This window comes from Ectopseudomonas guguanensis (assembly GCF_900104265.1).
Classification (GTDB): domain Bacteria; phylum Pseudomonadota; class Gammaproteobacteria; order Pseudomonadales; family Pseudomonadaceae; genus Aquipseudomonas; species Aquipseudomonas guguanensis.
On the sequence record NZ_FNJJ01000002.1, the window covers coordinates 294,907 to 320,951 of the forward strand.

Annotated in this window: 24 protein-coding genes and 3 tRNA genes; 16 read left to right on the forward strand and 11 right to left on the reverse strand. The window is 63.4% G+C overall.

Annotated features, from left to right (window positions below; genetic code table 11):
- Positions 1-2 precede the first annotated feature (2 nt).
- From BLS61_RS03825 to yacG, 4 genes are all read left to right on the forward strand, one after another.
- Positions 3-1,223, forward strand: a complete 1,221-nt coding sequence (locus BLS61_RS03825) for a type II secretion system F family protein (RefSeq protein WP_090427568.1) — start codon at positions 3-5, stop codon at positions 1,221-1,223.
- Positions 1,224-2,093, forward strand: a complete 870-nt coding sequence (locus tag BLS61_RS03830; RefSeq protein ID WP_139205533.1) for a prepilin peptidase — start codon at positions 1,224-1,226, stop codon at positions 2,091-2,093.
- A 218-nt stretch (positions 2,094-2,311) separates the two neighbouring features.
- Positions 2,312-2,923, forward strand: coding sequence for a dephospho-CoA kinase (gene coaE / locus BLS61_RS03835; RefSeq protein ID WP_090427571.1), 612 nt, complete (start codon positions 2,312-2,314; stop codon positions 2,921-2,923).
- Positions 2,920-3,114: a DNA gyrase inhibitor YacG gene (gene yacG, locus BLS61_RS03840; RefSeq protein ID WP_090427574.1), complete on the forward strand. Its 195-nt coding sequence runs from the start codon at positions 2,920-2,922 to the stop codon at positions 3,112-3,114. The genes coaE and yacG overlap by 4 nt, the downstream gene beginning before the upstream one ends.
- Before the next feature lie 109 nt (positions 3,115-3,223).
- Here yacG and BLS61_RS24090 read toward each other — a convergent pair whose 3' ends face one another.
- Both BLS61_RS24090 and BLS61_RS03850 read right to left on the reverse strand, forming a co-directional pair.
- A complete protein-coding gene (locus BLS61_RS24090; RefSeq protein ID WP_394328130.1) occupies positions 3,224-3,562 on the reverse strand; it encodes a hypothetical protein in 339 nt (112 codons plus the stop codon).
- On the reverse strand, positions 3,546-4,235 hold the full coding sequence (locus BLS61_RS03850) for an energy-coupling factor ABC transporter permease (RefSeq protein ID WP_090428068.1): 690 nt from the start codon (positions 4,233-4,235) through the stop codon (positions 3,546-3,548). Before BLS61_RS03850 ends, BLS61_RS24090 begins: the two co-directional genes overlap by 17 nt.
- A gap of 225 nt (positions 4,236-4,460) precedes the next feature.
- Here BLS61_RS03850 and BLS61_RS03855 point away from each other — a divergent pair, with 225 nt between their 5' ends.
- The 4 genes from BLS61_RS03855 (at position 4,461) to BLS61_RS03870 (ending at position 7,198) form a co-directional block, all read left to right on the forward strand.
- Positions 4,461-5,090 (forward strand): DUF1780 domain-containing protein, encoded by a 630-nt coding sequence (locus BLS61_RS03855; RefSeq protein WP_024306892.1) that lies wholly within the window; start codon positions 4,461-4,463, stop codon positions 5,088-5,090.
- Positions 5,087-5,635 carry an MOSC domain-containing protein gene (locus tag BLS61_RS03860; RefSeq protein WP_090427577.1) on the forward strand — a complete coding sequence of 183 codons (549 nt, stop codon included), beginning with the start codon at positions 5,087-5,089 and terminating at the stop codon, positions 5,633-5,635. Before BLS61_RS03855 ends, BLS61_RS03860 begins: the two co-directional genes overlap by 4 nt.
- A gap of 24 nt (positions 5,636-5,659) precedes the next feature.
- Complete coding sequence (locus tag BLS61_RS03865) at positions 5,660-5,833, forward strand: DUF3094 family protein (protein ID WP_036988628.1); 174 nt, start codon at positions 5,660-5,662, stop codon at positions 5,831-5,833.
- Positions 5,834-5,896: 63 nt separating this feature from the next.
- Positions 5,897-7,198: an NAD(P)/FAD-dependent oxidoreductase gene (locus BLS61_RS03870; RefSeq protein ID WP_090427580.1), complete on the forward strand. Its 1,302-nt coding sequence runs from the start codon at positions 5,897-5,899 to the stop codon at positions 7,196-7,198.
- Between the two features lie 475 nt (positions 7,199-7,673).
- Here the strand turns inward: BLS61_RS03870 and BLS61_RS03875 are convergent.
- From BLS61_RS03875 to BLS61_RS03885, 3 genes are all read right to left on the reverse strand, one after another.
- Positions 7,674-7,749: transfer RNA gene (locus BLS61_RS03875), tRNA-Lys, on the reverse strand.
- Between the two features lie 5 nt (positions 7,750-7,754).
- Positions 7,755-7,831, reverse strand: a tRNA-Pro gene (locus BLS61_RS03880).
- Positions 7,832-7,840: 9 nt separating this feature from the next.
- Positions 7,841-7,916: transfer RNA gene (locus tag BLS61_RS03885), tRNA-Asn, on the reverse strand.
- A gap of 205 nt (positions 7,917-8,121) precedes the next feature.
- Here BLS61_RS03885 and BLS61_RS03890 point away from each other — a divergent pair.
- Positions 8,122-10,446 (forward strand): DUF1631 domain-containing protein, encoded by a 2,325-nt coding sequence (locus BLS61_RS03890; RefSeq protein WP_090427583.1) that lies wholly within the window; start codon positions 8,122-8,124, stop codon positions 10,444-10,446.
- Between the two features lie 9 nt (positions 10,447-10,455).
- Complete coding sequence (locus tag BLS61_RS03895) at positions 10,456-10,788, forward strand: PilZ domain-containing protein (RefSeq protein ID WP_090427586.1); 333 nt, start codon at positions 10,456-10,458, stop codon at positions 10,786-10,788.
- Between the two features lie 109 nt (positions 10,789-10,897).
- On the opposite strand, the gene ettA is transcribed toward BLS61_RS03895, so the two are convergent.
- Positions 10,898-12,565 carry an energy-dependent translational throttle protein EttA gene (gene ettA / locus BLS61_RS03900; protein WP_090427589.1) on the reverse strand — a complete coding sequence of 556 codons (1,668 nt, stop codon included), beginning with the start codon at positions 12,563-12,565 and terminating at the stop codon, positions 10,898-10,900.
- Between the two features lie 410 nt (positions 12,566-12,975).
- Between ettA and BLS61_RS03905 the strand changes: the two genes are divergently transcribed.
- Both BLS61_RS03905 and glyA read left to right on the forward strand, forming a co-directional pair.
- Entirely contained in the window at positions 12,976-17,196 is a 4,221-nt protein-coding gene (locus BLS61_RS03905) for an EAL domain-containing protein (RefSeq protein ID WP_208598768.1), read from the forward strand.
- Between the two features lie 143 nt (positions 17,197-17,339).
- Positions 17,340-18,593, forward strand: a complete 1,254-nt coding sequence (gene glyA, locus BLS61_RS03910; RefSeq protein ID WP_090427591.1) for a serine hydroxymethyltransferase — start codon at positions 17,340-17,342, stop codon at positions 18,591-18,593.
- A gap of 121 nt (positions 18,594-18,714) precedes the next feature.
- Here glyA and BLS61_RS03915 read toward each other — a convergent pair whose 3' ends face one another.
- Positions 18,715-19,221 (reverse strand): DUF3015 domain-containing protein, encoded by a 507-nt coding sequence (locus BLS61_RS03915; protein WP_090427593.1) that lies wholly within the window; start codon positions 19,219-19,221, stop codon positions 18,715-18,717.
- 166 nt (positions 19,222-19,387) lie between these two features.
- Here BLS61_RS03915 and BLS61_RS03920 point away from each other — a divergent pair, with 166 nt between their 5' ends.
- On the forward strand, positions 19,388-19,759 hold the full coding sequence (locus BLS61_RS03920) for a PilZ domain-containing protein (protein ID WP_090427596.1): 372 nt from the start codon (positions 19,388-19,390) through the stop codon (positions 19,757-19,759).
- A gap of 6 nt (positions 19,760-19,765) precedes the next feature.
- On the opposite strand, the gene BLS61_RS23620 is transcribed toward BLS61_RS03920, so the two are convergent.
- Together BLS61_RS23620 and radA are read right to left on the reverse strand one after the other, a co-directional pair.
- Positions 19,766-19,918, reverse strand: a complete 153-nt coding sequence (locus BLS61_RS23620; protein WP_167358696.1) for a hypothetical protein — start codon at positions 19,916-19,918, stop codon at positions 19,766-19,768.
- A gap of 389 nt (positions 19,919-20,307) precedes the next feature.
- Entirely contained in the window at positions 20,308-21,666 is a 1,359-nt protein-coding gene (radA, locus tag BLS61_RS03925) for a DNA repair protein RadA (protein ID WP_090427600.1), read from the reverse strand.
- A gap of 89 nt (positions 21,667-21,755) precedes the next feature.
- Between radA and BLS61_RS03930 the strand changes: the two genes are divergently transcribed.
- A complete protein-coding gene (locus BLS61_RS03930) occupies positions 21,756-22,250 on the forward strand; it encodes a GNAT family N-acetyltransferase (protein ID WP_090427603.1) in 495 nt (164 codons plus the stop codon).
- 91 nt (positions 22,251-22,341) lie between these two features.
- On the opposite strand, the gene BLS61_RS03935 is transcribed toward BLS61_RS03930, so the two are convergent.
- Together BLS61_RS03935 and BLS61_RS03940 are read right to left on the reverse strand one after the other, a co-directional pair.
- Positions 22,342-22,620, reverse strand: a complete 279-nt coding sequence (locus tag BLS61_RS03935) for an HP1242/YdcH family protein (protein ID WP_090427606.1) — start codon at positions 22,618-22,620, stop codon at positions 22,342-22,344.
- Between the two features lie 81 nt (positions 22,621-22,701).
- On the reverse strand, positions 22,702-22,944 hold the full coding sequence (locus BLS61_RS03940; RefSeq protein ID WP_090427609.1) for an HP1242/YdcH family protein: 243 nt from the start codon (positions 22,942-22,944) through the stop codon (positions 22,702-22,704).
- A gap of 224 nt (positions 22,945-23,168) precedes the next feature.
- On the opposite strand from BLS61_RS03940, the gene BLS61_RS03945 reads away from it, so the two are divergent.
- Both BLS61_RS03945 and BLS61_RS03950 read left to right on the forward strand, forming a co-directional pair.
- Positions 23,169-25,331 carry a TonB-dependent receptor plug domain-containing protein gene (locus tag BLS61_RS03945; protein ID WP_090427613.1) on the forward strand — a complete coding sequence of 721 codons (2,163 nt, stop codon included), beginning with the start codon at positions 23,169-23,171 and terminating at the stop codon, positions 25,329-25,331.
- Positions 25,332-25,366: 35 nt separating this feature from the next.
- Positions 25,367-26,044 (forward strand): PepSY domain-containing protein, encoded by a 678-nt coding sequence (locus BLS61_RS03950; RefSeq protein ID WP_090427616.1) that lies wholly within the window; start codon positions 25,367-25,369, stop codon positions 26,042-26,044.
- Position 26,045 lies beyond the last annotated feature (1 nt).

Here is a 26,045-nt window from a genome sequence, read left to right on the forward strand (position 1 = left end):
CCATGGCCGAAAAAGCTTTAAAAACCAGTGTATTCACTTGGGAAGGCAAGAACAAAACCGGCTCCATTGTCAAAGGGGAAATCAGTGGGCAAAACCCCTCTCTGGTAAAGGCGCAGCTACGTAAGCAAGGTATCAACCCGACCAAGGTGCGCAAGAAATCCAGTTTGTCGCTTGGCAGCGTGGGCAAGAAAATCAAACCGCTGGATATAGCCCTTTTTACTCGGCAAATGGCGACCATGATGAAGGCGGGCGTGCCGTTACTCCAGTCCTTTGACATCATTGCCGAAGGCTTCGATAACCCCAATATGCGCAAGCTAGTGGACGAGGTGAAGCAAGAGGTCGCAGCCGGCAACAGCTTTGCGACGTCGCTTCGAAAAAAACCACAGTACTTTGATGAGCTATATTGCAACTTGGTTGAGTCAGGCGAGCAGGCTGGAGCCCTAGAAAGCCTGCTAGATCGAATTGCTACTTATAAGGAAAAAACTGAAGCCTTGAAGGCAAAAATCAAAAAAGCAATGAATTATCCGATCGCCGTGATAGTTGTTGCAATAATCGTTTCTGCAATATTGCTAATAAAAGTAGTTCCACAATTCGAGCAGGTTTTCGCAAGTTTTGGCGCTGAATTACCCGCTTTTACTCAAATGGTAATCGGCATCTCTCAAGTACTCCAGAAATGGTGGTTTATCATTTTGGTCGCAATGCTCGCAGCAGCTTTCGCCTTCAGGGAGGCGATTAAGCGCTCACAGAAACTGCGTGATTCTGTTGACCGCACGATACTCAAACTTCCAATTGTAGGTGACATTCTCTACAAGTCAGCAGTGGCGCGCTTTGCTCGAACTTTATCAACCACCTTTGCCGCCGGTGTGCCACTGGTTGATGCTTTGGACTCAGTCTCTGGAGCAACCGGGAACGTGGTCTTCAAGAATGCCACCAACAAAATCAAGACCGACGTTTCCACCGGTATGCAGCTCAACTTTTCAATGCGCACTACGGGCACCTTCCCCAGCATGGCTGTCCAAATGACAGCCATTGGCGAGGAGTCTGGTTCCCTGGATGAGATGCTCGACAAAGTTGCTAGCTTCTACGAAGAGGAAGTTGACAATATGGTCGACGGGCTGACCAGCCTGATGGAGCCAGTGATCATGTCGGTCCTTGGCGTGTTGGTTGGCGGTCTGATCATTGCCATGTATCTGCCAATCTTCCAGCTGGGCGCTGTGGTCTAAATGCTTGTTATCGAATTGCTGGCCAGCCATGTGCTGGCCTTTGTTTTATGCGTTCTGGTACTAGGTCTACTGGTCGGTAGCTTCCTCAATGTAGTGATCTATCGTCTGCCACTGATGTTGCAGCGTGACTGGCAGAGCCAGGCGCGCGAGGTGTTGGAGTTACCAGCAACGCCACCCGCACAGACCTTCAATCTGTTTCTACCCAACTCATCATGCCCGCAATGCGGTCATGAGATTCGCCCTTGGGAGAACATCCCAGTAATTAGCTACTTGCTCCTGCGCGGCAAGTGCTCGAACTGCAAGACCCCGATCAGCAAGCGTTACCCCATCGTCGAACTCGCCTGCGGGCTGCTTTCCGCTTACGTCGCCTGGCATTTCGGTTTTACCTGGCAGGCCGGAGCGATGCTGGTGCTGGCATGGGGGCTGCTGGCGATGAGTCTGATAGATGCCGATCATCAGATTCTGCCGGACATACTGGTGTTGCCGTTGCTATGGCTAGGCTTGATCGTCAATTACTTCGGGCTTTTCACCAGCCTTGAAGATGCTCTGTGGGGGGCGATTGCCGGTTATCTGAGCCTGTGGTCGGTGTACTGGCTGTTCAAGCTGATCACCGGCAAGGAAGGCATGGGTTATGGTGACTTCAAGCTACTTGCCATGCTCGGCGCTTGGGGTGGTTGGCAGATTCTGCCGCTGACCATTCTGCTGTCGTCGCTGGTTGGGGCGGTGCTAGGTATGATTCTGCTGCGCCTGCGCGGCAGCGATTCCGGTACGCCGATCCCCTTCGGGCCTTATTTGGCGATTGCCGGGTGGATCGCCCTGCTTTGGGGTGATGTGATTACCGGCACTTATCTGAAGTTCGCCGGGTTTTGAGTCAAACAACCCTCCATAGTCGCCCAAATTGTAGAAGCCCCGCCTAGCGGGGGGAAAGTTTCTGGATTTAGCGCTGAACCTCAGAACCATTCGCCGCGGGGCGCGGCTCCTACAGGGTTTGAGCCTCCGATCGAGAGGTTTGCATCGCGCGCCAGTTCGCATCGCATCGAAATCCCCCCTACAATCGCGGCCTTGAGCAGTGATGGGACCGCAACAGCGTGAAGAAACCCTGGATACTCGGCCTGACTGGCGGCATCGGCAGCGGCAAGAGCGCGGTGGCGCAAGGCTTTATCGAGCGCGGCGTGCATGTGGTGGACGCCGACCATGCGGCGCGCTGGGTGGTCGAGCCAGGCCGGCCGGCGCTGGCGAAGATCGCCGAGCACTTCGGTGCGGGCGTACTGCAAACCAATGGCGAGCTGGACCGCGCCGCGCTGCGCAAGCTGGTCTTCGCCGATCCTGAACAGCGCCGCTGGCTGGAAAGCCTGCTGCATCCGCTGATCGGGCAGGAGATCGTTCAGGTGCTGGCACGGGCAGAATCGCCCTATGCGATTCTGGTGTCGCCACTGCTGGTCGAGTCCGGCCAGCGACAGATGACCCAGCGCGTACTGGTCGTCGACACCCCCGCCGAGTTGCAGATCCAACGCACCATCACGCGCGACCAGAGTTCGGAAGAGCAGGTTCGCGCCATCATGCAGGCACAGGCCAGCCGCGAAGAGCGCCTGCGTCATGCCCACGACGTGCTGGTCAACGACCGCGATATGGCCTGGCTCGACGCGGAAGTCGAGCGCCTGCACAACTTCTATCTGACCCTGCGCGGAGGCCAGCCATGACCACGACTGTTCAATGCCCCACCTGTGGCGCCCCAGTCGAGTGGAAAACCGAAAACCCCTATCGCCCGTTCTGCTGCGAGCGTTGCAAACTGATCGATCTGGGCGCCTGGGCTGCCGAGGAGCATGCGATTCCCGGCAACGACCTGGAAGACGAGATGTTCAGCGGTGACCTGCCGACGCGGCCGCATTAATGAGCAATCGCGGCTAAAGCCGCTACAGCGAGCGTCTGGATAGACTGCGGAAAACCATCAGCGCCCTAGGCGGCTACTCATATGAGAAAGCACGGCGCCCCCACGGCTCTCAAGGGCGCATAAAGGCGTAGTCGCGCTCGTCGTCAAGGTTGTCGGCGAGAAACTGCAACTCGTGGGCTAGCTCCCGCGGATCACGCAGCGCCTTGCTCTGCTGCACCACCTCCGACAGTAGCGCACGCAATGCCATCACAGGTTCGTAGCCTTGAGCTTCGGCGTCATGCAAATCGCTCCGAATCACCTCTCTGGCCCAGCTGTGAATACTCATGTTCGAGTCCTCGGAAGAGTTTTGCACAGCATGGCGGCAGGCCCACTCCTGACATTGATCGGGATCAATCCTGCCAGCGGCATTCAGTCGGCCGATGCGCCACCATTCACTCACCGCGGTCATTTTCCTTCCAGGGCGCCTGCAGGTAGCGGCTGCGGTTGAAGGTTTCCAGCCAGTCCGGATAGAACACCACCAGCGCCGTGACGATGGTGCCGTTGATAAAGGCCTCGGGAAATGCCACCAGCCACAGGTAGCCGGCGAAGTCGTCCAGCCAGGGCGGCATCGGGAACAGGCCGTCCATCCACAACAAGGCGAGGCCGCCGAGCAGGGTCATCAACGTTGCCAGCGCAGCCGGGAAAAACCCGCAGAAGAAGATGTAGACGAACAGGTTGCGTGGCTGCGCACGCTCGACACGGAGTGCGCACAGCTCGGTGACCAGCACCGGAATCAGTACCAGTAGCACGCCATTGATGCCGAGCGAGGCCAGATCCATGCGCCCGATCGCCATCAGGCCAAGCTGCGCCGCCAGGCCGGCAAGCACGGCCAGCGGCCAGTCGAGCAGCAGGGTTACCGCGGTCATGCCGAGGAAGTGGTAGGACAGCCCGGAGTCGAAATCGCGGCGCACCAGCCAGAGCAGAAACAGCGCGAGCATGGTGCCGAACAGCAGATGCTGGCGGCGCAGGTCACTGAACAATTCGACCCAGGGCGCCCGAGCCACTGCCCAGAGCAGCGCCAAGCCGTAGATCAGCCAGCCGCCGAACAAGGTGGAGAACGCCAGTAGATTGGACGCGATCATGCGCACACACCCTTTTCTTCACTCATCGCCATGCCGGGCAGTCTACACCGCCACTCGGGTTAAGTTTGACGACAGAGCAGCGTAGAGGCGATTGCCCGGCCATTGATCAATGGCCTTCAGAACCCGAGGGGATTCCAGCCTTCGCGCGAAGGCTCAGCGCCATAGCCTGCAAACGCTCATTATCGGCACTGGCAAGCAGGTCAGCGCTACGGCTAAGCTTTGCCCATGGACGACTCCGATTACCTGCGCCTACTGACGCACCAGGCCGAACAGGCCAATGCCTTCCTTTCCAACGCCAAGAAATGGGAGCGCGAGCGCTGGGTCTGCCAGCGCCTGCTGCAGGCGCTGAACGTGCGTCATCACAACGACGACTTCATGCCCAGCGGCCAGGAGCCGCCGGACGTGCTGTTTCGCGACGCCAATTTCGAAGTGTTCTTCGTGCTCGACGAGGGACGTCGCCTCAATGACGAGTGGCGCGCCGAGCTGGAACGGCGCCGTAGCGCCTTCTCCCTGAGCCAACTGGTGCGCCGCGAAGCACGGCCCAAGCGCATTCCGGCCAGCGAAATGCAGGCGCGCCTGGCGCCTACCTTGCGCAAGAAGGCACATAACTACCGCGAGCGTGGCATCGATCTTGGCGAACTCGACCTGGTTGCCTTCGTCAGCCTCAAGCGCGCCGTGCTCGACTGCAACAGCCACTTCCCGCCGCCCACCGAATATCTGCGCCAGGGCTGGCGCTCGTTGTCACTGGTCGGTCCGCGCTTCGCCCGCGTGCTGTTCGCCCACCCGGACGCGCCGGATTTTCTGCGGCAGAACCTCGGGCGCAGCCTGCTGTTCGACATTGGTATCGGCCTATGAGCCCATTACAGGAATTGCTGGCCGAGGTGCCTCAGGTCGGCCGGGTGCGCTGGATAGGCGTTCGTCCCAAAGCTCGCGAGGCCATGCTCGAAGTAGAGGCCGTGGAAGCCCGACGCGAAGCAGGCCTGACCGGTGATCACAGCCGTCCGGGGCCACGCAATGCGCGGCAGGTCACGCTGATCCAATGGGAGCACTTGGCCGTGGTCGCTGCCCTGCTCGGCCGCGATGCGCCCATGCAGCCGAGCGAGCTGCGGCGCAACATTGCGATCGCCGGCATCAACCTGTTCAGCCTGAAAGGTAGGCGCTTTCGCATTGGCCAGGCGCTGCTGGAGACTACCGGCTGGTGCCAGCCCTGCGCGCGTCTGGAGGAGCGCCTTGGCCGCGGTACCTTCCAGGCCATGCGCGGCCACGGGGGCATAACGGCCAGAGTGATCGAGGGCGGCATCATCCGCCTGGACGATACCCTGAGCGTGGAAGCCAACAGCGCAATATCTGACCCGCAGGACAACGAAGCTCGCCAAGGCTGGCGGGCAAGCCTAGAATAGTGGCATTCAAGCAGAGGCCTACCCATGACCAGCCGCCTGAGCCCCGAAGACCAGCAGAAAGTCGATCAATACCTGAGCGCCCCGCAGCATCAGGTCGAACGTCAGCCGTTTCGCGTCTGGCGTCTGCTCACCGTGGTGCTGGTCGTCGTTATCGGCCTGGGTCTGCTGAGCCGTTTTCTGAGTCGATTGGTGCTATGAGCTGCCTTGCGCTCGCCCTCTCGCACTCACACCGCCTTTTTCAAAGCCTTGTGAGCATTTCCCATGTCCCATCGCATCGTGATTGTCGGCGGCGGCGCCGGCGGTTTGGAGCTGGCCACCCGCCTTGGTAGAAAACTGGGCAAGAGCGGCGCAGCCCGGATCATCCTGGTCGACGCCAACCTCACCCATATCTGGAAGCCTCTGCTGCATGAAGTGGCGGCTGGCTCGCTGAACTCCTCGGAAGACGAACTGAACTACGTGGCCCAAGCCAAGTGGAATCATTTCGAGTTTCAGCTCGGACGCATGTCCGGCCTCGACCGTGCAAGCAAGAGCATTACCCTGGCGCCCACGCTCGATGACGACGGTCAGGTGCTGATGCCTGAACGCCGCATCGCCTACGACAGCCTGGTGATCGCCGTCGGCAGCACCACCAATGACTTCGGCACACCGGGCGCGGCCGAGCACTGCATCTTCCTCGACACCCGGGCACAGGCCGAGCGCTTTCACCGGCGCATGCTCAGCCATTATCTGCGCGCGCACGCCAACGAGGGTGAAGCCGGTGGCAAGATCGATATTGCCATCGTCGGCGCGGGAGCGACCGGGGTCGAGCTGGCAGCCGAACTGCACCACGCCGCCAAGCAGCTGGCAGCCTATGGTCTCAATCGCATTCGCCCAGAAGACATGCGCATCACGCTGATCGAAGCGGGCCCACGCGTGTTGCCCGCCCTGCCCGAGCGCATCGCCCGCCCCGTGCACCAGACTCTGGAGAAGCTCGGCGTTACGGTATTGACCGGCGCAGCGGTCAGCGAAGTGACCGCAGAAGGATTGAAGACCGCCGATGGCAACTTCATTCCCGCCAGCCTCAAGGTCTGGGCGGCCGGTATTCGAGCGCCCGGTTTCCTCAAGGACCTCGACGGGCTGGAAAGCAACCGCATCAACCAGCTGCAGGTACGCCCGACGCTGCAGACGACACTGGATGACGACGTGTTCGCCTTCGGCGATTGCGCGGCCTGTCCGCAGCCGGGCAACGATGGCCGCAACGTACCACCGCGCGCCCAGGCGGCGCACCAGCAGGCTTCGCTGCTGGCCAAGTCGTTGCGTTTGAAGATCAGCGGTCAGTCGCTGCCGGAGTATCGCTATCGCGACTACGGCTCGCTGATCTCGCTGTCGAGCTTCTCGGCGGTCGGCAATCTGATGGGCAATCTGACCGGCAGCGTGATGCTCGAGGGCTGGCTGGCGCGGGTGTTCTATGTCTCGCTCTACCGCATGCACCAGATGGCGCTGTACGGCACCCTGCGTACGCTACTGCTGATGCTCAGCGATCGCATCGGGCGCAGCACCGAGCCGCGCCTGAAGCTGCATTGACAGTGGCCGCCATACGGCCTTCTGATGTCCTCTCCCCCGGTCCCTCTCCCGCAAGCGGGAGAAGGCAGACAAGCAAGTCTCGCAGGGTGGGCTTCAGCTCACGCCGACCACCGCTGGTGGGCTAAAGCCCACCCTACGAGCTGGTGTTCCGCTCCCATTCATGGGAGACGACTGCATTGGATGCAGGATGCCCAAGCCGAGGGTGCCCGAAGGGCGGGAGAAGGGAGACAAGACTCTCGTAGGGTGGGCTTCAGCCCACGTCCACCACCGCTGGTGGGCTAAAGCCCACCCTACGCACCGAAACGACCGCACGGAGAATGTTGGAATTGCTGCTGCAGACAGCCGGTTGCCCGTGCTGCGCATGACGCACCTATGCGAGCCGCGGCCAGCGCGGCCGCGGCAATGCGAGACGGCCCAGCATCGCGTGAGACACAGAAACGAAAAAGCCCGCACTAGGCGGGCTTCGTCGTTATGGTGGTGGGTCGTGTAGGATTCGAACCTACGACCAATTGGTTAAAAGCCAACTGCTCTACCAACTGAGCTAACGACCCGAATATGGTCGGGGTAGGGGGATTCGAACTCCCGACATCTTGCTCCCAAAGCAAGCGCGCTACCGGACTGCGCTATACCCCGTTAGGAAGTTGGCTCCGCGACCTGGACTCGAACCAGGGACCCAATGATTAACAGTCATTTGCTCTACCGACTGAGCTATCGCGGAACTTCGGTCTTCCGTCTCTGCCGCGTTTCAGCTTTTGCTTTACCGCTTCAGAGGCGCGCCATTTTACGTAGCAAAAATTCCCTGTCAACCCCTGCAAACTGCTTTTACGACAATGCTTTGCGGCGCCAGCATGGACTACTATATGTTTCATTGAACGGCGGCAGCGTGCAGGACGCGCCAGCCGACACGCCAGCCAGGACCGTCCATGAGCAACCAGGACAAGCCCCCCATTCACCCCAAGGTGGTCAGCCTCGCCAGCCGCGGCATCCAGCCGCGCTTCAGCGATCTGGTGCAGGCCTGCCGCAAGCTGGTGATGAACCGCCTGGCGGAACACCTGAGCGGCGTGTTCGGCCAGGTCGACGACACCCTGTTCGAATGCGCGGAAAAAGCCGAGAACAACAAGGTACAGACGCTGTTCTTCGACAGCATGCGCGAGATTCGCCGGCAGCGACCGCAGATCGAACGCAGCTACCACCAGAAGATCGCCAGCAACTTCTCCGACTTCCTCGAAGGCAAGCTGCAGAACCCGAGCACCGCCCAGGTAGACCCGGAACAACTGGCGCTGGTGCAGAACGAGGATTACGAAGAGACCCTGCAGGTCACCAACATGGTCAGTCGGGTCAAGGCGCGCTGCACCCAGCCGCTGTTCGCCCTGGATCAGCGCCTGGCGCTGCTCAACAACGGCCAGAAGCTCGGCGAGGACAGCAACCCCTTCGGCCCGCAGGCCATCGCCCAGGCGTTTCGCGATGCGCTGGCGCCCTGCCCTTTCCCGCTGCAGATCAAGACCATCCTCTACATGCTCTTCGATAAGCATGTCATGCAGAGCCTCGATTCGCTCTACGGCGCGCTCAATCAGCGCCTGATCGATGCCGGCGTGCTGCCCAACCTCAAGTACAGTGCGCAGGTCAATCCGAGCCTCAGCCGCCCGGCTGCAGCCAAACCGGATGCCCCGACCAGCAAACCGCAGGCAACAGGCAGGCCGAGTGCGGCGCCGCCCAGCGCGGAACCGCCGCTGCTCGATCTGGACCTCAGCGCGCCACCGCCGAGCGACCCCGGCGCGCTGTTCCGCGGCCTGTCCAGCCTGCTCGACGAGCATCGTCAGAATCACCCAGACGCCCCGCTGCTCGGCGGTACGCGCAGCATCGTCAGCTTTTCCCCGCGCGAGGCCAGCCGCACCTACAGCGCCAGCGAACTGCTCGCCGCGCTCAACCGCATGCAGCAGCAGTCGGCCCACGAACTGGCGCAGCGCCTGCACAAGCCGCAGGCGGTCGAGGGCCTCAAGGCCGACCTGCAGCAGCAGCTGGAGTCGCACAGCAGCCTGCCGGGCGACAGCAAGGTGTCCGATCAGGAAGCCGACGTGATCGACCTGGTCGGCATGCTGTTCGATTTCATCCTCGATGACGAGAACCTGCCGGATGCCTGCAAGACCGCGCTGTCCCACTTGCATACGCCCTATCTGAAGATCGCCCTGCTGGACAAGGCCCTGTTCACCCAGCATCACCATCCGGCCAGGCGCCTGCTCAACACCATGGCCCAGGCCGGCGTGCTGTATGGCAACGAAGGCGACGAGCGCGGGCTGCTGGCCAAGATGCAGTGGGTGGTCGAGCGCGTGATACACGGTTTCAGCGGCGATCTGGGGCTGTTCGACGGCCTGATCGAGGAATTCAACGAGTACGTCGCCACCCTGCGCCACAAGGTCGAGCTGCGCGAACGCCGCGCGGTCGAGGCGGCCAAGGGCCGTGACCGCCTGCTCGGCGCGCGCGAGCAGGCGCTGGAAGTGATCCAGCACTGTGTGGAAGCGCGCGACCTGCCGGCGATCATCCGCAACTTCCTCGAACTGACGTGGGCCGACGTGCTGGTCTTCGTCCTTCTGCGCCATGGCGAGCAGAGCGCCGAGTGGCAGCGCGCCTGCGAGGTGGCCGAGCAACTGGCCTGGAGCGGCACCCCGCTTGGCGACGAGGACAAGCAGCGCCTGCAGGAGATGCGCGTGCCCCTGCTCAGCGACCTGCGCAAGGGGCTGGAACTGCTCGGCGGCTACCACGAAGACGGCATCCGCCGCCTACTGCAGGACCTGGTGGCCTGCCAGCACGCGGTACAGGCCAAGCAACCGCAACTGGCGGCGCAGCTCAAGCCGACTCTGCCGGAAAGCCCGCTGGGCGCCATGCTCGGCGAGGATGTCGACCTCGCGCGCCAGGCCCCTTCGCGCAGCAAGCTCTCGGTCCGAGCCCAGGCCCTGGCCAAGGAACTGGCCAAGGTCGAGTTCGGCACCTGGTTCGAATTCGTCGAAGGCGACAAGAGCCGCGTGCTCAAGCTCTCCTGGTTCAGCCCGACCACCCATAACTACATGTTCGTCGACCACAGCGGCCAGCGCGTGGCCATCAAACCGCTGACCCTGCTGGCCAGCGAGATGGAAAACGGCCTGGCCCGCATCGTCACTCCCGAACGCGCGACTCCGCTGGTGGATCGCGCACTGACTGCCATCTACCGTGTGCTGCAGCGTTTCACCGGACGCACGGCCGAACCCCGCTGAGGAATTTCCATGGAAGAGCGTCGTCAACACAGCCGCCATGGCACCGAAATGCAGCTGGAGGTCTTCGACCTGAACAGCGGTCAGCGCCTGGGGCGCATCGTCGACCTGTCGGCCGACGGCTTCATGCTGTTCAGCGATACGCCGCATACCGCCGATGCCGTGCTGGAATGCCGTCTGGTCTGCACCTCGAGTACCGCCCAGGTGCAGGAGGTGCGCCTGGGCGCCGACTGCCTGTGGAGTCGCCCCGGCGCCGACGGCCAGCATTGCTGGGCCGGCTTTCACATCATCGACCTGGCCGAGGATCAGGCCAAGGCACTGGAAAGCCTGCTGGCCAGGCTCTGATCGCTAACGGAGCCAAGGCATCGGTGCGCACGGCCTAGGCGGCCCCGCGACACCCTACGCCACAACGAAAAACGGAGCCCGCAGGCTCCGTTTTTCTTCCACTGAACGCTTACTGCGCCAGCTTCTTGTAACGCACGCGGTGCGGCTGCGCGGCGGCATCGCCCAGGCGCTTCTTGCGGTCGGCTTCGAACTCGGTGTAGTTGCCTTCGAAGAAGTTGACCTTGCCGTCGTCCTCGTAGGAGAGGATGTGGGTGGCGATACGGTCGAGGAACCAGCGGTCGTGGGAGATCACGATGGCGGCGCCGGGGAAGTCCAGCAGCGCTTCTTCCAGCGCACGCAGGGTTTCCACGTCGAGGTCGTTGGACGGTTCGTCGAGCAGCAGCACGTTGGCACCCTGCTTGAGGGTCAGGGCCAGGTGCAGGCGGCCACGCTCACCACCGGAGAGGTCCTTGACGAACTTCTGCTGGTCGGCGCCCTTGAAGTTGAAGCGACCGACGTAACCGCGCGACGGCACCTCGTAACCGCCGACCTTGATCATGTCGAAGCCATCGGAAACCTGCTCCCATACGGTCTTGTTGCCGTCGAGGTTGTCGCGGCTCTGGTCGACGCTGGCGATCTGCACGGTTTCGCCGATCTCGATGGTGCCGGAATCCGGCTGCTCCTTGCCGGTGATCATGCGCAGCAGGGTCGACTTGCCCGCGCCGTTGCCGCCGATCACGCCGACGATGGCGCCCTTGGGGATGCTGAACGACAGATCGTCGATCAGCACGCGATCACCGAAGGACTTCGACACGTTGTGGAAGTCGATGACCTTGTCGCCCAGGCGCGGACCGGCCGGGATGTAGATCTCGTTGGTCTCGCTGCGCTTCTGGAATTCCTGCGACTGCATTTCCTCGAAACGCTGCAGACGCGCCTTGGACTTGGCCTGACGCGCCTTGGCGCCCTGGCGTACCCACTCCAGCTCGGCCTTCATGGCCTTGGCGTGCGACGCCTCGGCCTTGGCTTCCTGGGCTAGGCGGTTGGCCTTCGATTCCAGCCAGCCGGAGTAGTTGCCCTCGTAGGGGATGCCGTGGCCGCGGTCGAGTTCGAGAATCCAGCCGGCGACGTTGTCAAGGAAGTAACGGTCGTGGGTAATCGCTACCACGGTGCCGGGGAAATCATGCAGGAAGCGCTCGAGCCAGGCCACCGAGTCGGCGTCCAGGTGGTTGGTCGGCTCGTCCAGCAGCAGCATGTCGGGTGCCGACAGCAGCAGGCGGCACAGCGCCACACGGCGCTTCTCGCCACCGGACAGGTGTTCGATCCTGGCGTCCCATGGCGGCAGGCGCAGGGCATCGGCGGCGACTTCCAGCTGACGCTCCAGGTTGTGGCCGTCGGATGCCTGCAGGATGGCTTCCAGCTTTGCCTGTTCGGCGGCCAGAGCGTCGAAGTCGGCATCCGGCTCGGCATAGGCGGCGTACACTTCATCGAGGCGGGCCTGGGCCTGCTTGATCTCGCCTACGGCCTCCTCGACGATGTCGCGCACCGTCTTGCTCGGATCGAGCTGCGGCTCCTGCGGCAGGTAGCCGACCTTGATGCCCGGCATCGGCCGAGCTTCGCCGTCGATCTCGGTATCGACGCCGGCCATGATGCGCAGCAGGGTCGACTTACCGGCACCGTTGAGGCCCAGCACGCCGATCTTGGCGCCAGGGAAGAACGACAGGGAAATGTCCTTGAGAATTTCACGCTTCGGCGGGACGACCTTGCTGACCCGATGCATGCTGTAGACGTACTGAGCCATGGAAAACCTGACTGTTGAGAATGAGGGCTGGAAATGGCGGGCCTGGCTACACTGCGCGAACGTTGCGAGTGGCGACACCGGCAAGGTCTGCAGTCTACCAGGCGGCAAAACTCTGGCGCCTGTCGGCCTGGCCGCCGTGTTAGCGGCTGCAGGCAGTTTTCAGCAAACCTGCAGCGGGGCGTTGGCAGAGACCTTAGCCCCTGCCGGAGCGAACGCCAAGTACCGCGCGGAGCGGACACGCGCGCGGCGCAAAGCTACCGCAATGTAGGTGACAGGGCAAACCTACGCTCGTCGGCGCAGCTGGCACTTGGCCAGGTTTACAGGCATGCTAGCCGGCTCTCGCGAGCATACGCCGGCTCGCGCGTCTCGAAGCTCAAGATAGCCCAGCACTGGCTGCAGGTTCACAGAACGTGTCGACTCCCTCATCCCAGCCTTCAACCTCCCCGGGCGAGGCGCGCGCACCGAAGCGCCGCGTAGCGCTCAGGCGTGCGCTGGTGGTGCTGGTATTGGCGATCCTGGGGTTGCTGGCCTGGCAACTGACCCAGGAATATCGCCAACTGCTCGATGCCCAGAAGCAGCTGAGCCGGACTTACGCCAGCCAGCTGGCCCGGCATGTCAGCCTGAACATGCGCCTGAAGGCGCAGGCCGGCCAGGCTATGCTGCAGAAGAGCCCGGCGCACGACGGCGACGGCAGCGAACTGGTGACGACCCTGCGCGGCATTTTCCCGACGCTGGGCAGCGTGGCCTGGCTCGATGCCAACGGGCAGTTGCTGGCCGACAGCGCCAGCGAACCGCGCGACCTCAGCTTCATCCGCAGCCTGCAACGACGCAGCGGCTCGGCGCCCTATCACTTCGCCTTCAGCGCACAGGACGGCGGTGCGCTCTATCTGCTGCTGCGCCAGCCCGACGACAGCCAGCGGGTATTGCGCATGCGCACCAGCGCGCTGCGCGGCTGGCTGCGCGAACAGCATCAGAGCGAATACCACTGGTTGCTCGAGGACCTGCAGAGTCAGCGGGTCATCGCCAGAGCCGACGACCTGCAACCGGCTGGCGGCATCATCGCCCCGGTCACCGCGCAGGAGCAGGCGCAGAGCCTGGAGCTGATCGCCCTGCCCGGCAGCGACTGGCAATTGCGCGCCCTGTTCGATAGCGAGCGCGCCGGCAATGAACTGATGCCGACCCTGGCCGGCAAGTTTCTGCTGTTCGTGCTGTGCAGCCTGCTGACCCTGCTGGCCCTGTACGGCCTGCAGCGCGAGCAGCGTCGCCTGCAACGCCTGAACACCGAATCGCGTCGCTCGTTGCGCCAGGCCGCCAGTGCCCTGGGCGCCGTCGAAGAACGCATTCTGGTGACGCAGGCCGACGGCAAGTTGCGCTACCTCAACCCGCAGGCCGAGGCCCTGTTCGGCCTCAGCAGCGAAGCGGCCTGGGACCTGGACCTGCTGGACCTGCTGCCCGACCTCGACCCGCTGCTGCTCAACAGCCCGCAGTTGGCCAGCGACCTGGGGCCGGAGCTGGTCAGGGTGGAGAGCGAGGGGCGTGCGCGCCTGTTCGCCGTGACCCGCAGCGACATCAGCGAGTTCGGTCGCCAGGCCGGCTACGTCTGGGTGCTGCGCGACGTGACCGACGAGCAGCAGGCCATGCGCGTGCTGCAGGAAACCCGCAGGCGTTATCAGGACATCTTCGAAGGCACCGGCGTGGCCCTGTGCGTGCTCGATCTTTCCGGCGTGCGCAGCCTGCTGCTGCAGCACAAGCTGCGCGATGCAGCTGGCCTGCAGCGCTGGCTGCGGGCCGATGCCGAACACCATGAGTTGCTGGTCGAGCAGTTGCGCATAACCGAGGCCAACCAGGTGGCGCTCAACCTGCTCGGGGTCAAAAGCACCGAACAGGCCTGGCAGCAGCTGATCGACCATGGCCCGGTGCAGCCGGACGATCTGCGCTATCGCCTGGCCGTGGCCGTACTCGAAGGCCCCAACCTGGTGGAGCTGGAAACCCAGCTGGTGACCGCACAGGGGTTGCAGCGTCACGTCTGGCTGGTGCTGCGCCTGCCGGAAATGATCCAGGACTATCAGGCAGTCACCCTGAGCATCAGCGATATCACCAGCCGCAAGCGCATCGAACTGTCGCTGATCGAGCGCGAGCGCTTCTGGTCGGAGGTGGTGCGCTCGGTGCCCGACCTGCTCTACGTGCATGACATGCAGAACCGCCAGGTGCTGTTCAGCAACCACAGCCTGGGCCTGCAGCTGGGTTACAGCAAGGCCGAGCTGCGCGCCATGCGCGAGGACTTCTGGGAGCAGGTGCTGCACCCGGACGATGCCGAGTACTACTGGCGCATCCGCAACCTGCAGAAGGTGGTTGGCGATGGTCTGCTGCTCGAGTCGGTGCTGCGCTGGCGTCATCGCAATGGCCAGTGGCACTGGTTCAGCATTCGCGAGCAGGCCCTGGCGCGCGACGATCGCGGCCGCGTCAGCCGCCTGATCGGCGTGGCCAAGGACATCACCGAGCAGATCGAGCGCAACCAGTCGCTGCGCGACAGCGAGCAACGCTATCGCCTGCTGGCCGAGAGCATCAGCGATGTGATCTTCTCCACCGACAGCGCGCTCAACCTCAACTACGTCAGCCCCTCGGTGGAGCCGGTGCTGGGCTACTCCGTCAACTGGGTGATGGCCAACAGTTTCTACAGCCTGGCGGCCAACCCGCAGCAACTGGACGGTATCAACCTGCTGCTCGAACGCATCCGCGATGCCCTCGGCGAGCGCGACCGCCTCAACCGCCTGCGCGACGAACTGCCGGACCAGTTGTTCGTCTTCGACTGCCTGCGTGCCGACGGCCACAAGATTCCGGTGGAACTGCGCCTGGTGCTGATGTGGGACGAGAACGGGCGCTTCGAAGGCATCCTCGGCGTTGGCCGCGACATCAGCCAGCAACGCCGAGCGGAAAAGGACCTGCGCATGGCCGCGACGGTCTTCGAACACTCCACCGCCGCGATTCTGGTCACCGACCCGGCCGGCTACATCGTGCAGGTCAACAAGGCCTTCAGCCGCGTCAGCGGCTATTCGGCCGGCCAGGTGCTCGACCAGTTGCCCGGCATGCTCACCGCAGACCGTCAGCAGGCCACTCACCTGCAGTACATCCTCGGCCAGCTCAACCAGCGTGGCAGCTGGGAGGGCGAGGTATGGCTCAAGCGCAAGGGTGGCGAGAACTTCCCGGCCTGGGTCGGCATCACCGCGGTGCATGACGAGGAAGGCGACCTGGTCAGCTACGTGTGCTTCTTCAGCGACATCAGCGAGCGCAAGGCCAGCGAGCAGCGCATCCATCGCCTGGCCTACTACGATGCCCTGACCCACCTGCCCAACCGCACCCTGTTCCAGGATCGTCTGCACAGCGCCCTGCAGCACGCCGAGCGGCACAACGAGTGGGTGGTGCTGATGTTCCTCGACCTCGACCGCTTCAAGCCGATCAACGACTCGCTCGGCCACGCCGCTGGCGACCGCATGCTCAAGGACGTGGCAGTGCGCCTGTCGGCCTGCGTCGACGGCGACGATACCGTGGCGCGCATGGGCGGTGACGAGTTCACCCTGCTGCTGCAACCGCGCCCCACTCGCGAGGGCGCGCTGAATCGCGCCATTCACGTCGCCGAGCAGATTCTCGACAGCCTGGCTCGCCCCTTCGTCCTCGAAGGTCGCGAGTTCTTCGTCACCGCCAGTATCGGCATCGCCCTCGCCCCGCAGGACGGCAACGAGCTGAGCCAGCTGATGAAGAACGCCGACACCGCCATGTACCACGCCAAGGAACGCGGCAAGAACAACTTCCAGTTCTACCAGGCCGACATGAACGCCAGCGCCCTGGAACGCCTGGAGCTGGAGAGCGACCTGCGCCATGCCCAGGAACAGGGCCAGTTCGTGCTGCACTACCAGCCACAGTTCTCCGGCGACGGCCGCCGCCTGACCGGCGTCGAGGCGCTGCTGCGCTGGAATCACCCGGGCCGCGGTCTGGTGCCGCCGGATGAATTCATCCCGGTGCTGGAAGAGCTCGGCCTGGTGGTGCAGGTCGGCGAATGGGTGCTCGAGGAAGCGTGCCGGCAGCTCAGGGCCTGGCACGAGGACAAGATCCGCATCCCCAAGATCTCGGTCAACCTGTCGGCCCGTCAGTTCGCCGAGGGCGATCTCACCTCGCGCATCGCCGCCATTCTGAGCAGAACCGGCGTGGCACCGGCGTGCCTGGAAGTGGAGCTGACCGAGAGCATCCTGATGCGCGACGTTTCCAGCGCCATGCAGACCCTCAACGAACTCAAGCGCCTCGGCCTGTGCATCGCGGTGGACGACTTCGGCACCGGTTACTCGTCGCTGAACTACCTCAAGCAGTTCCCCATCGACGTGTTGAAGATCGACCGCAGTTTCGTCGATGGCCTGCCCGATGGCGAACAGGACGCGCAGATCGCCCGCGCCATCATCGCCATGGCGCACAGCCTGAACATGATGGTGATCGCCGAAGGCGTGGAAAGCCATGCGCAGCTGGAGTTCCTGCGTGAGCACGGTTGCGATGAAGTGCAGGGCTATCTGCTCGGCAGGCCGATGCCTGCGCGCCAGTTCAGCGCCCAGTTCGGCGGCGCCGCGCTGTTCATGCTTAGCTGAGCTGCAGCCTGCAGGCTGATCAGGGTGGCTGCTCTTGAAGGCCTTTTGTCAGGCTCATGACCGACCTTCATATGCCTGAATGCGACCTTTGCGGTAGAATCCGCCCCCTCTTTCTACCGCCCAGCTGATTTCAGGGGACCGCCATGTTCAGCCGTGATTTGACCCTCGCTCGTTTTGACGCCGAACTCTTTGCCGCGATGGAGCAGGAAGCCCAGCGCCAGGAAGAGCACATCGAGCTGATCGCCTCGGAAAACTACACCAGCCCGGCGGTGATGGAAGCCCAGGGCAGCGTGCTGACCAACAAGTACGCCGAAGGCTATCCGGGCAAGCGCTACTACGGCGGTTGCGAGTACGTCGACGTGGTCGAGCAGCTGGCCATCGACCGCGCCAAGGAGCTGTTCGGCGCCGACTACGCCAACGTCCAGCCGCACTCCGGCAGCCAGGCCAACAGCGCCGTGTACATGGCCCTGCTCAACGCCGGCGACACCGTGCTGGGCATGAGCCTGGCCCACGGCGGCCACCTGACCCACGGCGCCAGCGTCAGCTTCTCCGGCAAGATCTACAACGCCGTGCAGTACGGCATCACCGACGCCGGCCTGATCGACTACGACGAAGTCGAGCGCCTGGCCGTGGAGCACAAGCCGAAGATGATCATCGCCGGCTTCAGCGCCTACTCGCAGGTGCTGGACTTCCCGCGCTTCCGCGCCATCGCCGACAAGGTCGGTGCCTACCTGTTCGTCGACATGGCGCACGTGGCAGGCCTGGTCGCCGCCGGCCTGTACCCGAACCCGGTACCCTTCGCCGACGTGGTCACCACCACCACCCACAAGACCCTGCGCGGCCCGCGCGGCGGCCTGATCCTGGCGCGCAGGAACGAAGAGCTGGAGAAGAAGTTCAACTCCGCGGTCTTCCCGGGCGGCCAGGGCGGCCCGCTGGAGCACGTCATCGCCGCCAAGGCGGTGTGCTTCAAGGAAGCGCTGCAGCCCGAGTTCAAGGCCTACCAGGCCCAGGTGATCAAGAACGCCCAGACCATGGCCCAGGTGTTCATCGACAACGGCTACGACGTGGTTTCCGGCGGCACCCAGAACCACTTGTTCCTGCTCTCGCTGATCAAGCAGGACATCACCGGTAAGGATGCGGATGCGGCCCTGGGTCGTGCCTTCATCACCGTGAACAAGAACAGCGTACCGAACGACCCGCGTTCGCCGTTCGTCACCTCCGGCCTGCGCATCGGCACCCCGGCCGTCACCACGCGCGGCTTCAAGGAAGACGAGTGCCGTCAGCTGGCGGGCTGGATCTGCGAAGTGCTGGCCAATATCGGCAACGAGGAAGTCGAAGGCCGCGTGCGCGAGCAGGTCAAGGCGCTGTGCGCCAAGTTCCCGGTGTACGCCAACTAAGGCTAAGCCTGAACTGAAGAAGCCCGCCGATTGGCGGGCTTCTTTTTGCCTTCCGCTTGCCTTGTCGCACGGATGACGCGGTGCGCACGGCGCGCCCTACCGAACGACAATGGAGCGGGCGTTACGCCGGCTGCTTCACGTAGCGCGCCAGCTGCGTGTCGCGGCTCATCACGTCGAGGGTGGCAGCCAGTACCTGCTCGCTGGTGGCATCGGCCTGACTGAAGATGGCGCCGAAGTTTTCGTGAGTGACCTTGGCGAAATGCGCGCGATCCTTGGCTTCGACACCCAGCAGGGTGGCGTAGGCGTCCAGCGCTTCGCCCTGGCCCACGGCCATGTCTTCGGCGATGGAGTCGAGCATGCCGTTCATCGCCAGCATGGAGCGACCGTTATAGCCCAGCGCCCCACTGGTGTCGCAGCCGTTGGTACCGGAGGTCATGCCGAAGGTAGCGTTACCTGAAGTGCCGTTGGTGGTGGTGGCCAGGAAGTGCGGGGCCATGCCACGCTGGCCTTCGAACAACATGTTGCCCCAGCCGCAGCCATTACCACCTGCCGCATCGGCGAACGCGCCGACACTGGCCATGCTCATAAGGCCGAAGACCAACCCTTTGCCTAGCAGTCGCTTGCTCATATCTATCGCTCCGCAATATCGAGTAATAAAAACCGCATAAGGAGCTTTGGTGACACTTGGCTAACTGTCAAACTGCCGTGCAGCGTTTGTGCGCCACGACACAGGGACTCCAGTACGTGGCCGGCAGCCTTGGCTATAGTGATGTAAATCCTTCAGGAGCATGGGCATGAGTGAATCAGCCAACGAGCGTCGGCGCTTCCAGCGCATCGCCTTCGACGCCCCCACCGTGATCGCGCAGGGCGAGCGGCAATGGCAGGCGACGCTGCACGACATCTCGCTCAAGGGCTTGCTGATCAAGACGCCGCGCGACTGGAACGGGGACCCGAATCAACCCTTCGAGGCCTTGATCGAGCTGGGTGGCGAGGCCAGGGTGAAGATGGAAGTGGTGCTGACCCGCACCCAGCCGCAGTCTCTGGGTTTCGTCTGCCGTCATATCGACCTGGAGTCGATCAGCCATCTGCGCCGCCTGGTCGAACTCAACCTTGGCGATGAGCAACTGCTGGAGCGCGAGCTGGCGGCGCTGGGCGACGACGACTGAGCGGCTTCAATGGCGCTTGCGCGCCGCTTCGTCCTGGCGCTGCTGGCGTTGTTGGCGAAGCGCCTGCATACGCAGCACCTCACCATGCGCCTCGCGCGACTGCGCCGCCTTGGCATCGAAGTTGAAGGCACGGGAAAAGTAATCGAAGAACAGGAACATGATGGTGTCTCCCTGCAATGGATACGCCGTCATGCTGCTCGCCGATAGCCAGCTACCTATTGATCTGCGTCAGTTTTCGCCAGGCCCCGTAGGCGACAGAACGCCGCAGTCCGGAATCGCGGCTAAAGCCCCTCCCACAGGTGCCAGCATTCCGCTCTGTGGGAGGTAATGCTGTTCACTTAAGGTTGCACACGCTTTGCTCCCCTCTCCCATTCATGGGAGAGGGGCTGGGGGAGAGGGCCGAAAACACCGCGAAACCGTCTGTTTGCCCTCTCCGAACGCAGCCCGCCCTAACCCTCTCCCCAAAGGGGCGAGGGCACTGATCGTGCTTGACCGTTTCTTAAGTGAACAGCATTACTCTGTGGGAGGGGCTTTAGCCGCGACTCTGGTTACTCGAACAGCGCATCCAGCGCCTGCTCCAGGCGGGTGACGGCGATGACCTGAAGCCCCGCCGGCGCCTCCTTGGGCGCATTGCCCTTGGGCACGATGGCGCGTTTGAAGCCGTGCTTGGCTGCCTCCTTGAGCCGCTCCTGGCCACTCGGCACCGGGCGGATCTCGCCGGACAGCCCGATCTCGCCGAACACCAGCAGGTCATGCTGCAGCGGCCGATTGCGCAGGCTGGAAATCACCGCCGCCATCAGCGCCAGGTCGGAGGCGGTTTCCAGCACCTTGACCCCACCGACCACGTTGAGAAACACGTCCTGATCGTAGGTGGGGATGCCGCCATGACGGTGCAGCACCGCCAGCAACATGGCCAGGCGGTTCTGATCGAGCCCCAGCGTAACGCGCCGCGGGTTGGCCAGGTGACTGGTGTCGACCAGCGCCTGCACCTCCACCAGCATCGGCCGCGAGCCTTCCCAGGTGGCCATCACCACGCTGCCGGGCACCGCCTCCTGGGCCCGGGTAAGAAAGATCGCCGAGGGGTTGGAGACTTCCTTGAGGCCCTTGTCGGTCATGCCGAACACGCCCAGTTCGTTGACCGCGCCGAAGCGGTTCTTCACCGCGCGCAGGAGGCGCAGGCGGCCGTCGGACTCGCCCTCGAAATACAGCACGGTATCGACCATGTGCTCCAGCACGCGCGGGCCGGCCAGCGCGCCTTCCTTGGTGACATGGCCGACGAGGAAGATCGCCGTGCCGCTCTGCTTGGCGAAGCGCACCAGCAGCGCTGCACTCTCGCGCACCTGGGCGACACCGCCAGGGGCTGACTGCAACTGTTCGGTGAAGATCGTCTGGATCGAGTCGATGACCATGACCTTGGGCTTTTCCTGGCGTGCGGTGGCGATGATCGACTCGATGCAGGTTTCGGTCATCACCTTGAGCTTGTCCTGCGGCAGGTCCAGGCGCCGCGCACGCATCGCCACCTGCTGCTGCGACTCCTCGCCGGTGACGTACAACGCCGGAAAGCGCTGGGCGATGTTGCAAAGGGTCTGCAGCAGGATGGTCGACTTGCCGATGCCGGGGTCACCGCCGATCAGCACCACCGAGCCATCGACCAGACCGCCACCGAGCACGCGGTCCAGCTCGCCGGAGGCGGTTGAAAAGCGCGGAATCTCCTCGACGCTGACCTCGGCCAGGGTCTTGATATTGGCCTTGTCGCCGGCCCAACCGGTGCGCCCGCTGGGCGTGGCGCCCTCGACCACGGTTTCGACCAGGGTGTTCCAGGCGCCGCACTCACCACACTGCCCCGCCCATTTGGGAAAGGTGGCGCCGCACTCGGTGCAGCCGTACATGCGTTTTGCCTTGGCCATTGCGATCGATCCTGCCGCTGAACGAAGGCTGGAACGATACCGAACAACTGGATAAATTTACAGACCAAGCCACCGCCCGGAACGCTTCCATGCAGATCCAGCTGCTGCCAACCCGCGCCGACCAGTTGCCACTGATCGCCAACCTCTACCAGTTCTACGCCTACGAAAGCTCGGACTGGGAGCAGGAAGACGTGGAGACGGACGGCCGTTTCTACATTCACCAGCCACACCTGCAGCGCTACTGGCAGGAGCCGGGCTGGAGCGCACAGCTGATTCTCGCCGACGGCTTCATCGCCGGGTTTCTGCTGATCGAGCGCAGCGAACTGGCGGGTATCGACGCACCGGAGTTCGCCGATCTGTTCATCCTCAAGAAATATCGCCGCCAGGGCATCGGCCGGGCGCTGGTGCAGCAGGTCATGGGCGATGGCAGCCCGTGGCTGCTGCGCTTCTACCGTCAGGACCTGCTGGCCTGCGCCTTCTGCCAGCAGCTTCTGCGCGAGTGGCCCAGGCCGGCGCGAGCGGTATGGACGGAAGAAGAGGCCGACGGATTGCTCACCTACCTGCTCAACCCGCCGGTGCATTGAAGCGGGTCGCCCCGCAATGGCGTAGCAGTGGCTTCAGCCACGAACAGCTGTGCAGCGAGATCCGCGGCTGAAGCGGCTCCTACGCAAGGCTTCAGCCTCGGCAACCGTTGCCGCAACCGCAGCACTGACCACCGGCGCGCTTGAGCTGCCGCGCCAGTTGATCCTTGAGGGTGACGCGGCTGAGCTTGAGCGCCTGCAGCGAGACATCGTCGAGTAGCTCGATGCCGTCCTCGATGCGGCAGATGCGCTTGTCCAGCGCCTCGTACTCCTCGGCCTGGCGGGCGAATTGCGCATCGTCCTGACGCAGGCGTTGCAGCTCGGCGCGGTGTTCGGGGAAATCATGGACAAGCGGGTGATGATCGACGTGCATGGTGCATGCTCCTGGTCAAAGGTGTGGCTCGCAGGCTAGCCCGCCTTCGACCCCACGCCCTTGACCCCGATCAAGCCCGGCTCAGGTCGCGCCCTGCAGCAGCCCGGCGATCTCGTCCTTCAACCCCACACGCTGCAGCTTGAGCCCCTGAAGGGTCAGGTCATCCGTGGCTGAGCGGCCGTCCTCGATCTCGTAGATGCGCTTGTCCAGCGCTTCGTATTCCTCCGCCAGGCGGGCGAAGCGCGCATCGCTCTGCATCAGTTTGCGCAAGGCGTCGTGCTGTTGAGGAAACTCGCGGTTGAGCGGGTGATGTTCGAGCGGCATGGAGAACCCTCCCAGAAGTTGGCCCTAGTTAGCCTAGTTGAAGCTGGGCAGCTCGTGCGGGCCGTCGCCCCCAGCCAACGAGCCGAAACATGCATGGCCGCAGCGGCAGCGTTGCCACGAAGCCGAGCCGAATCAATTGGCACCTTAATAAAGAACACATATACAAATAAAAAACATTATCAAATACAATTCGCCACCATCCGAACCAACCCAAGTGGTGCCCCGTGTCCGTTTCGCGTCCGTACCCGCTGCCTCTGTCCCTGCTCACTGCCAGCCTGCTCCTGGCTAGCCTGCCAAGCCACGCTACCGAGACGGTGGCGGTCCTGCCCCATACCGAGGTGGACGCCAGTTTGCTGGCTCTCAGGGAGCGTCGCGAATCGATCAACCCGAAGCAGGTGATCGATGGCAAAGAACTGCGCCGCTACGGCAACGGCAGCCTCGGTGACGCCCTGCGACGCATGCCTGGCATGCACTTCGGCGGCCCGCCCGGGGAAAACAAGGATCTGCGCCTGCGCGGATTGGACAAGGAGTACTCGCAGGTGCTGGTCGACGGTCGCCGCCTGCCCGACAGCGGTGAGAAGCGCGAGCTGCAGCTGGACCAGATCCCCATGGCCATGGTCGACCGCGTCGAGCTGATCCGCTCGCCTTCGGCCGAGATGGATGCCCAGGGCATCGCCGGCACGCTCAACATCGTGCTCAAGAAGCGCAGTGCCGATACCCGCCAGCTGATCCTCGGCGCGGCCAGCGGCGACCAGCGTCCCATGGACGGCAGCGCCCAGTTCATCTGGGGCCAGGCCGACCTGCAGCAGCAATGGCTGATCGGCGGCGGACGCCAGTCGCGCACCATCGTCAAGGGCAAGGACAAGATCACCAGCAACCCCGCCGGGGTGCAGACCGCCGGCGAGCAGGAGCACGAGACCAAGCGCTTCTTCGAGAACTACCTGACTCCGCACTGGGGCTGGCAGGGTGAGAACGGCGACCACCTCAGCCTGGACCTGCTGCTGCTCGACAGCGAGATGCACAAGGACAAGGACAAGTACAAGTTCAAGGCCCCCGGCGTCGCCAACGGCAGCGAGTTCGAGAAGGAGAAGATGGACAGCCGCAACCTCGGTCTGGCGCTGGCCTGGGAACATCCGCTGGGCGAACGCACTCAGCTCGACAGTCATTTCAGCGTGCGCGACCTGGACGACCACAAGCGCAAGAGCAAGCTGAGCTACAAGGCCAACGGCGCCTTCGACAAGCTGGAAACCGAGGACGAGCAGAAGACCGACCGCGAATGGCAGCTAGGCCAGAGCGTCAGCCACTGGCTGGGCGAGGAGCATGAACTGCTCGGCGGCTACGACCTGGGCCTGAAGAAACGCGAGAAGAGCAAGAGCAAGCTGAGCAATGGCGTCTCCAGCAGCGAGGCCAAGGACCGCTACCAGCTGGAAGAGAAGCGCGTCGACCTGTATCTGGTGGACACCTGGAAACTGGCCGAGAACCACCGCCTCAAGCCGGGCCTGCGCTGGGAAGCGGCCGAGCTCGATAGCGAGATTCCCGGCAGCGACGCCGACAGCCGCGAGGCCCATTTCGCCCCGTCGCTGCACTACCGCTGGGACCTCGCCAGCGACTGGGCGCTGCGCAGCAGCGTGGCGCGTACCGTGCGCCGGCCCAAGTTCGACGACATCATCCCCAGCACGCAGAGCAAGAGCGGCACCCTTTCCGACCCCAACCAGATCGGCAACCCGGATCTGGAGCCGGAAGAATCGCTCGGCTACGACTTCGGCCTGGAGCATTACTTCGCCGAACAGCGCGGCCTGGTCGGGCTCAACCTGTTCCGCCGCGACATCAAGAACCTGATGGAGAGCGTGATCTTCGAGGACGCCAGCGACGGCCAGTACTACAGCCAGACGCAGAACACCGGCGACGGTAAGCTGTGGGGCGCAGAGCTGGAGTTCAACAGCGAACTGGGCTGGCTGGGCCTGCACGGCCTGCGCCTGAACGCCGGCTACAGCTGGCTGGACTCGGAGGTCAAGGACACCAGCACCGGCAAGAAGCGCCGTTTCAAGCAGCAGCCCGGCTACCTGGCCAACGTCGGCCTGGAATACCTGTTGCCCGGCACGCCGCTGACCGTCGGCGGCAGCTGGAACAAGTCCGGCGCCTACGAGGACGAGCTCGGTGGCAGCAACGACAGCACCGCAATGGACGCCATCGAGTACATCGACCTGTTCGTCAATGCCGAGCTGAGCGATTCGACCACCCTGCGCCTGGCAGCAGAGAACATCGGTCGCGCGCAGAAGGACCAGCAGAAACTGTCCTACAACGCCAACGGCACCCTGAAAAACCGTGAAGACACCCGCGAATATTCCGAACCGCTGTATAGCATGAGCGTGGAATTCCGCTGGTAACAACAAGCGCAACGCGCAGCCTGAAGGAGCACAACATGTCGAGTCGCCGCATCCACCTGTGGTCCGGGGTCATCCTGGCCATCCCCATGTTCATCGTCGGCATCACCGCGGTGTTCATCGCCCACGACAAGTCTCTGGGCCTCAAGGACCTGCCGCTGAGCTGGCTGCCGATGAGCTACGAGAAGGAGAACGAACTGCGCAGCGCCGCCCAGACCGGCGACGGCCAGCTGTGGTTCGGCAGCAAGTACGGGGTGTTCCGGCAGGGTGCCGACGGCCAGCTGCAACAGCGCAGCGAGGTCGAGGTACGCCAGTTGCTCGGCGAGCAAGAGCAGCTGTGGGTGGCGAGCAAGGAAGGCCTGTACCTGATCGACGGCGAGCGCATGGAAAAGCGCCTGGACGCCGAAGTGCACGGCATCACCCGCCTGCAGGACGGCCAGTTGCTGGCCAGCGTCAAGGACGAGGGCGCCCTGCTCAGCCGCGATGGCCTCGACTGGCAACCGTCGCCGCTCAACGCCGCACTGGCCAGTGTGCAGAGCGCCTCGCCCAAGCCCTACACGTTCGGTAAGCTGGTGATGGACCTGCACACCGGCAAGGCCTTCTTCGGCAAGTCCGGCGAATGGATCTGGATCGACGTGCTGGGCATCACCCTGGCCCTGCTGGGCCTGACCGGCGTCTGGATCTGGTGGCAATCGCGGCGCCGCGCTGCGCTCTGAA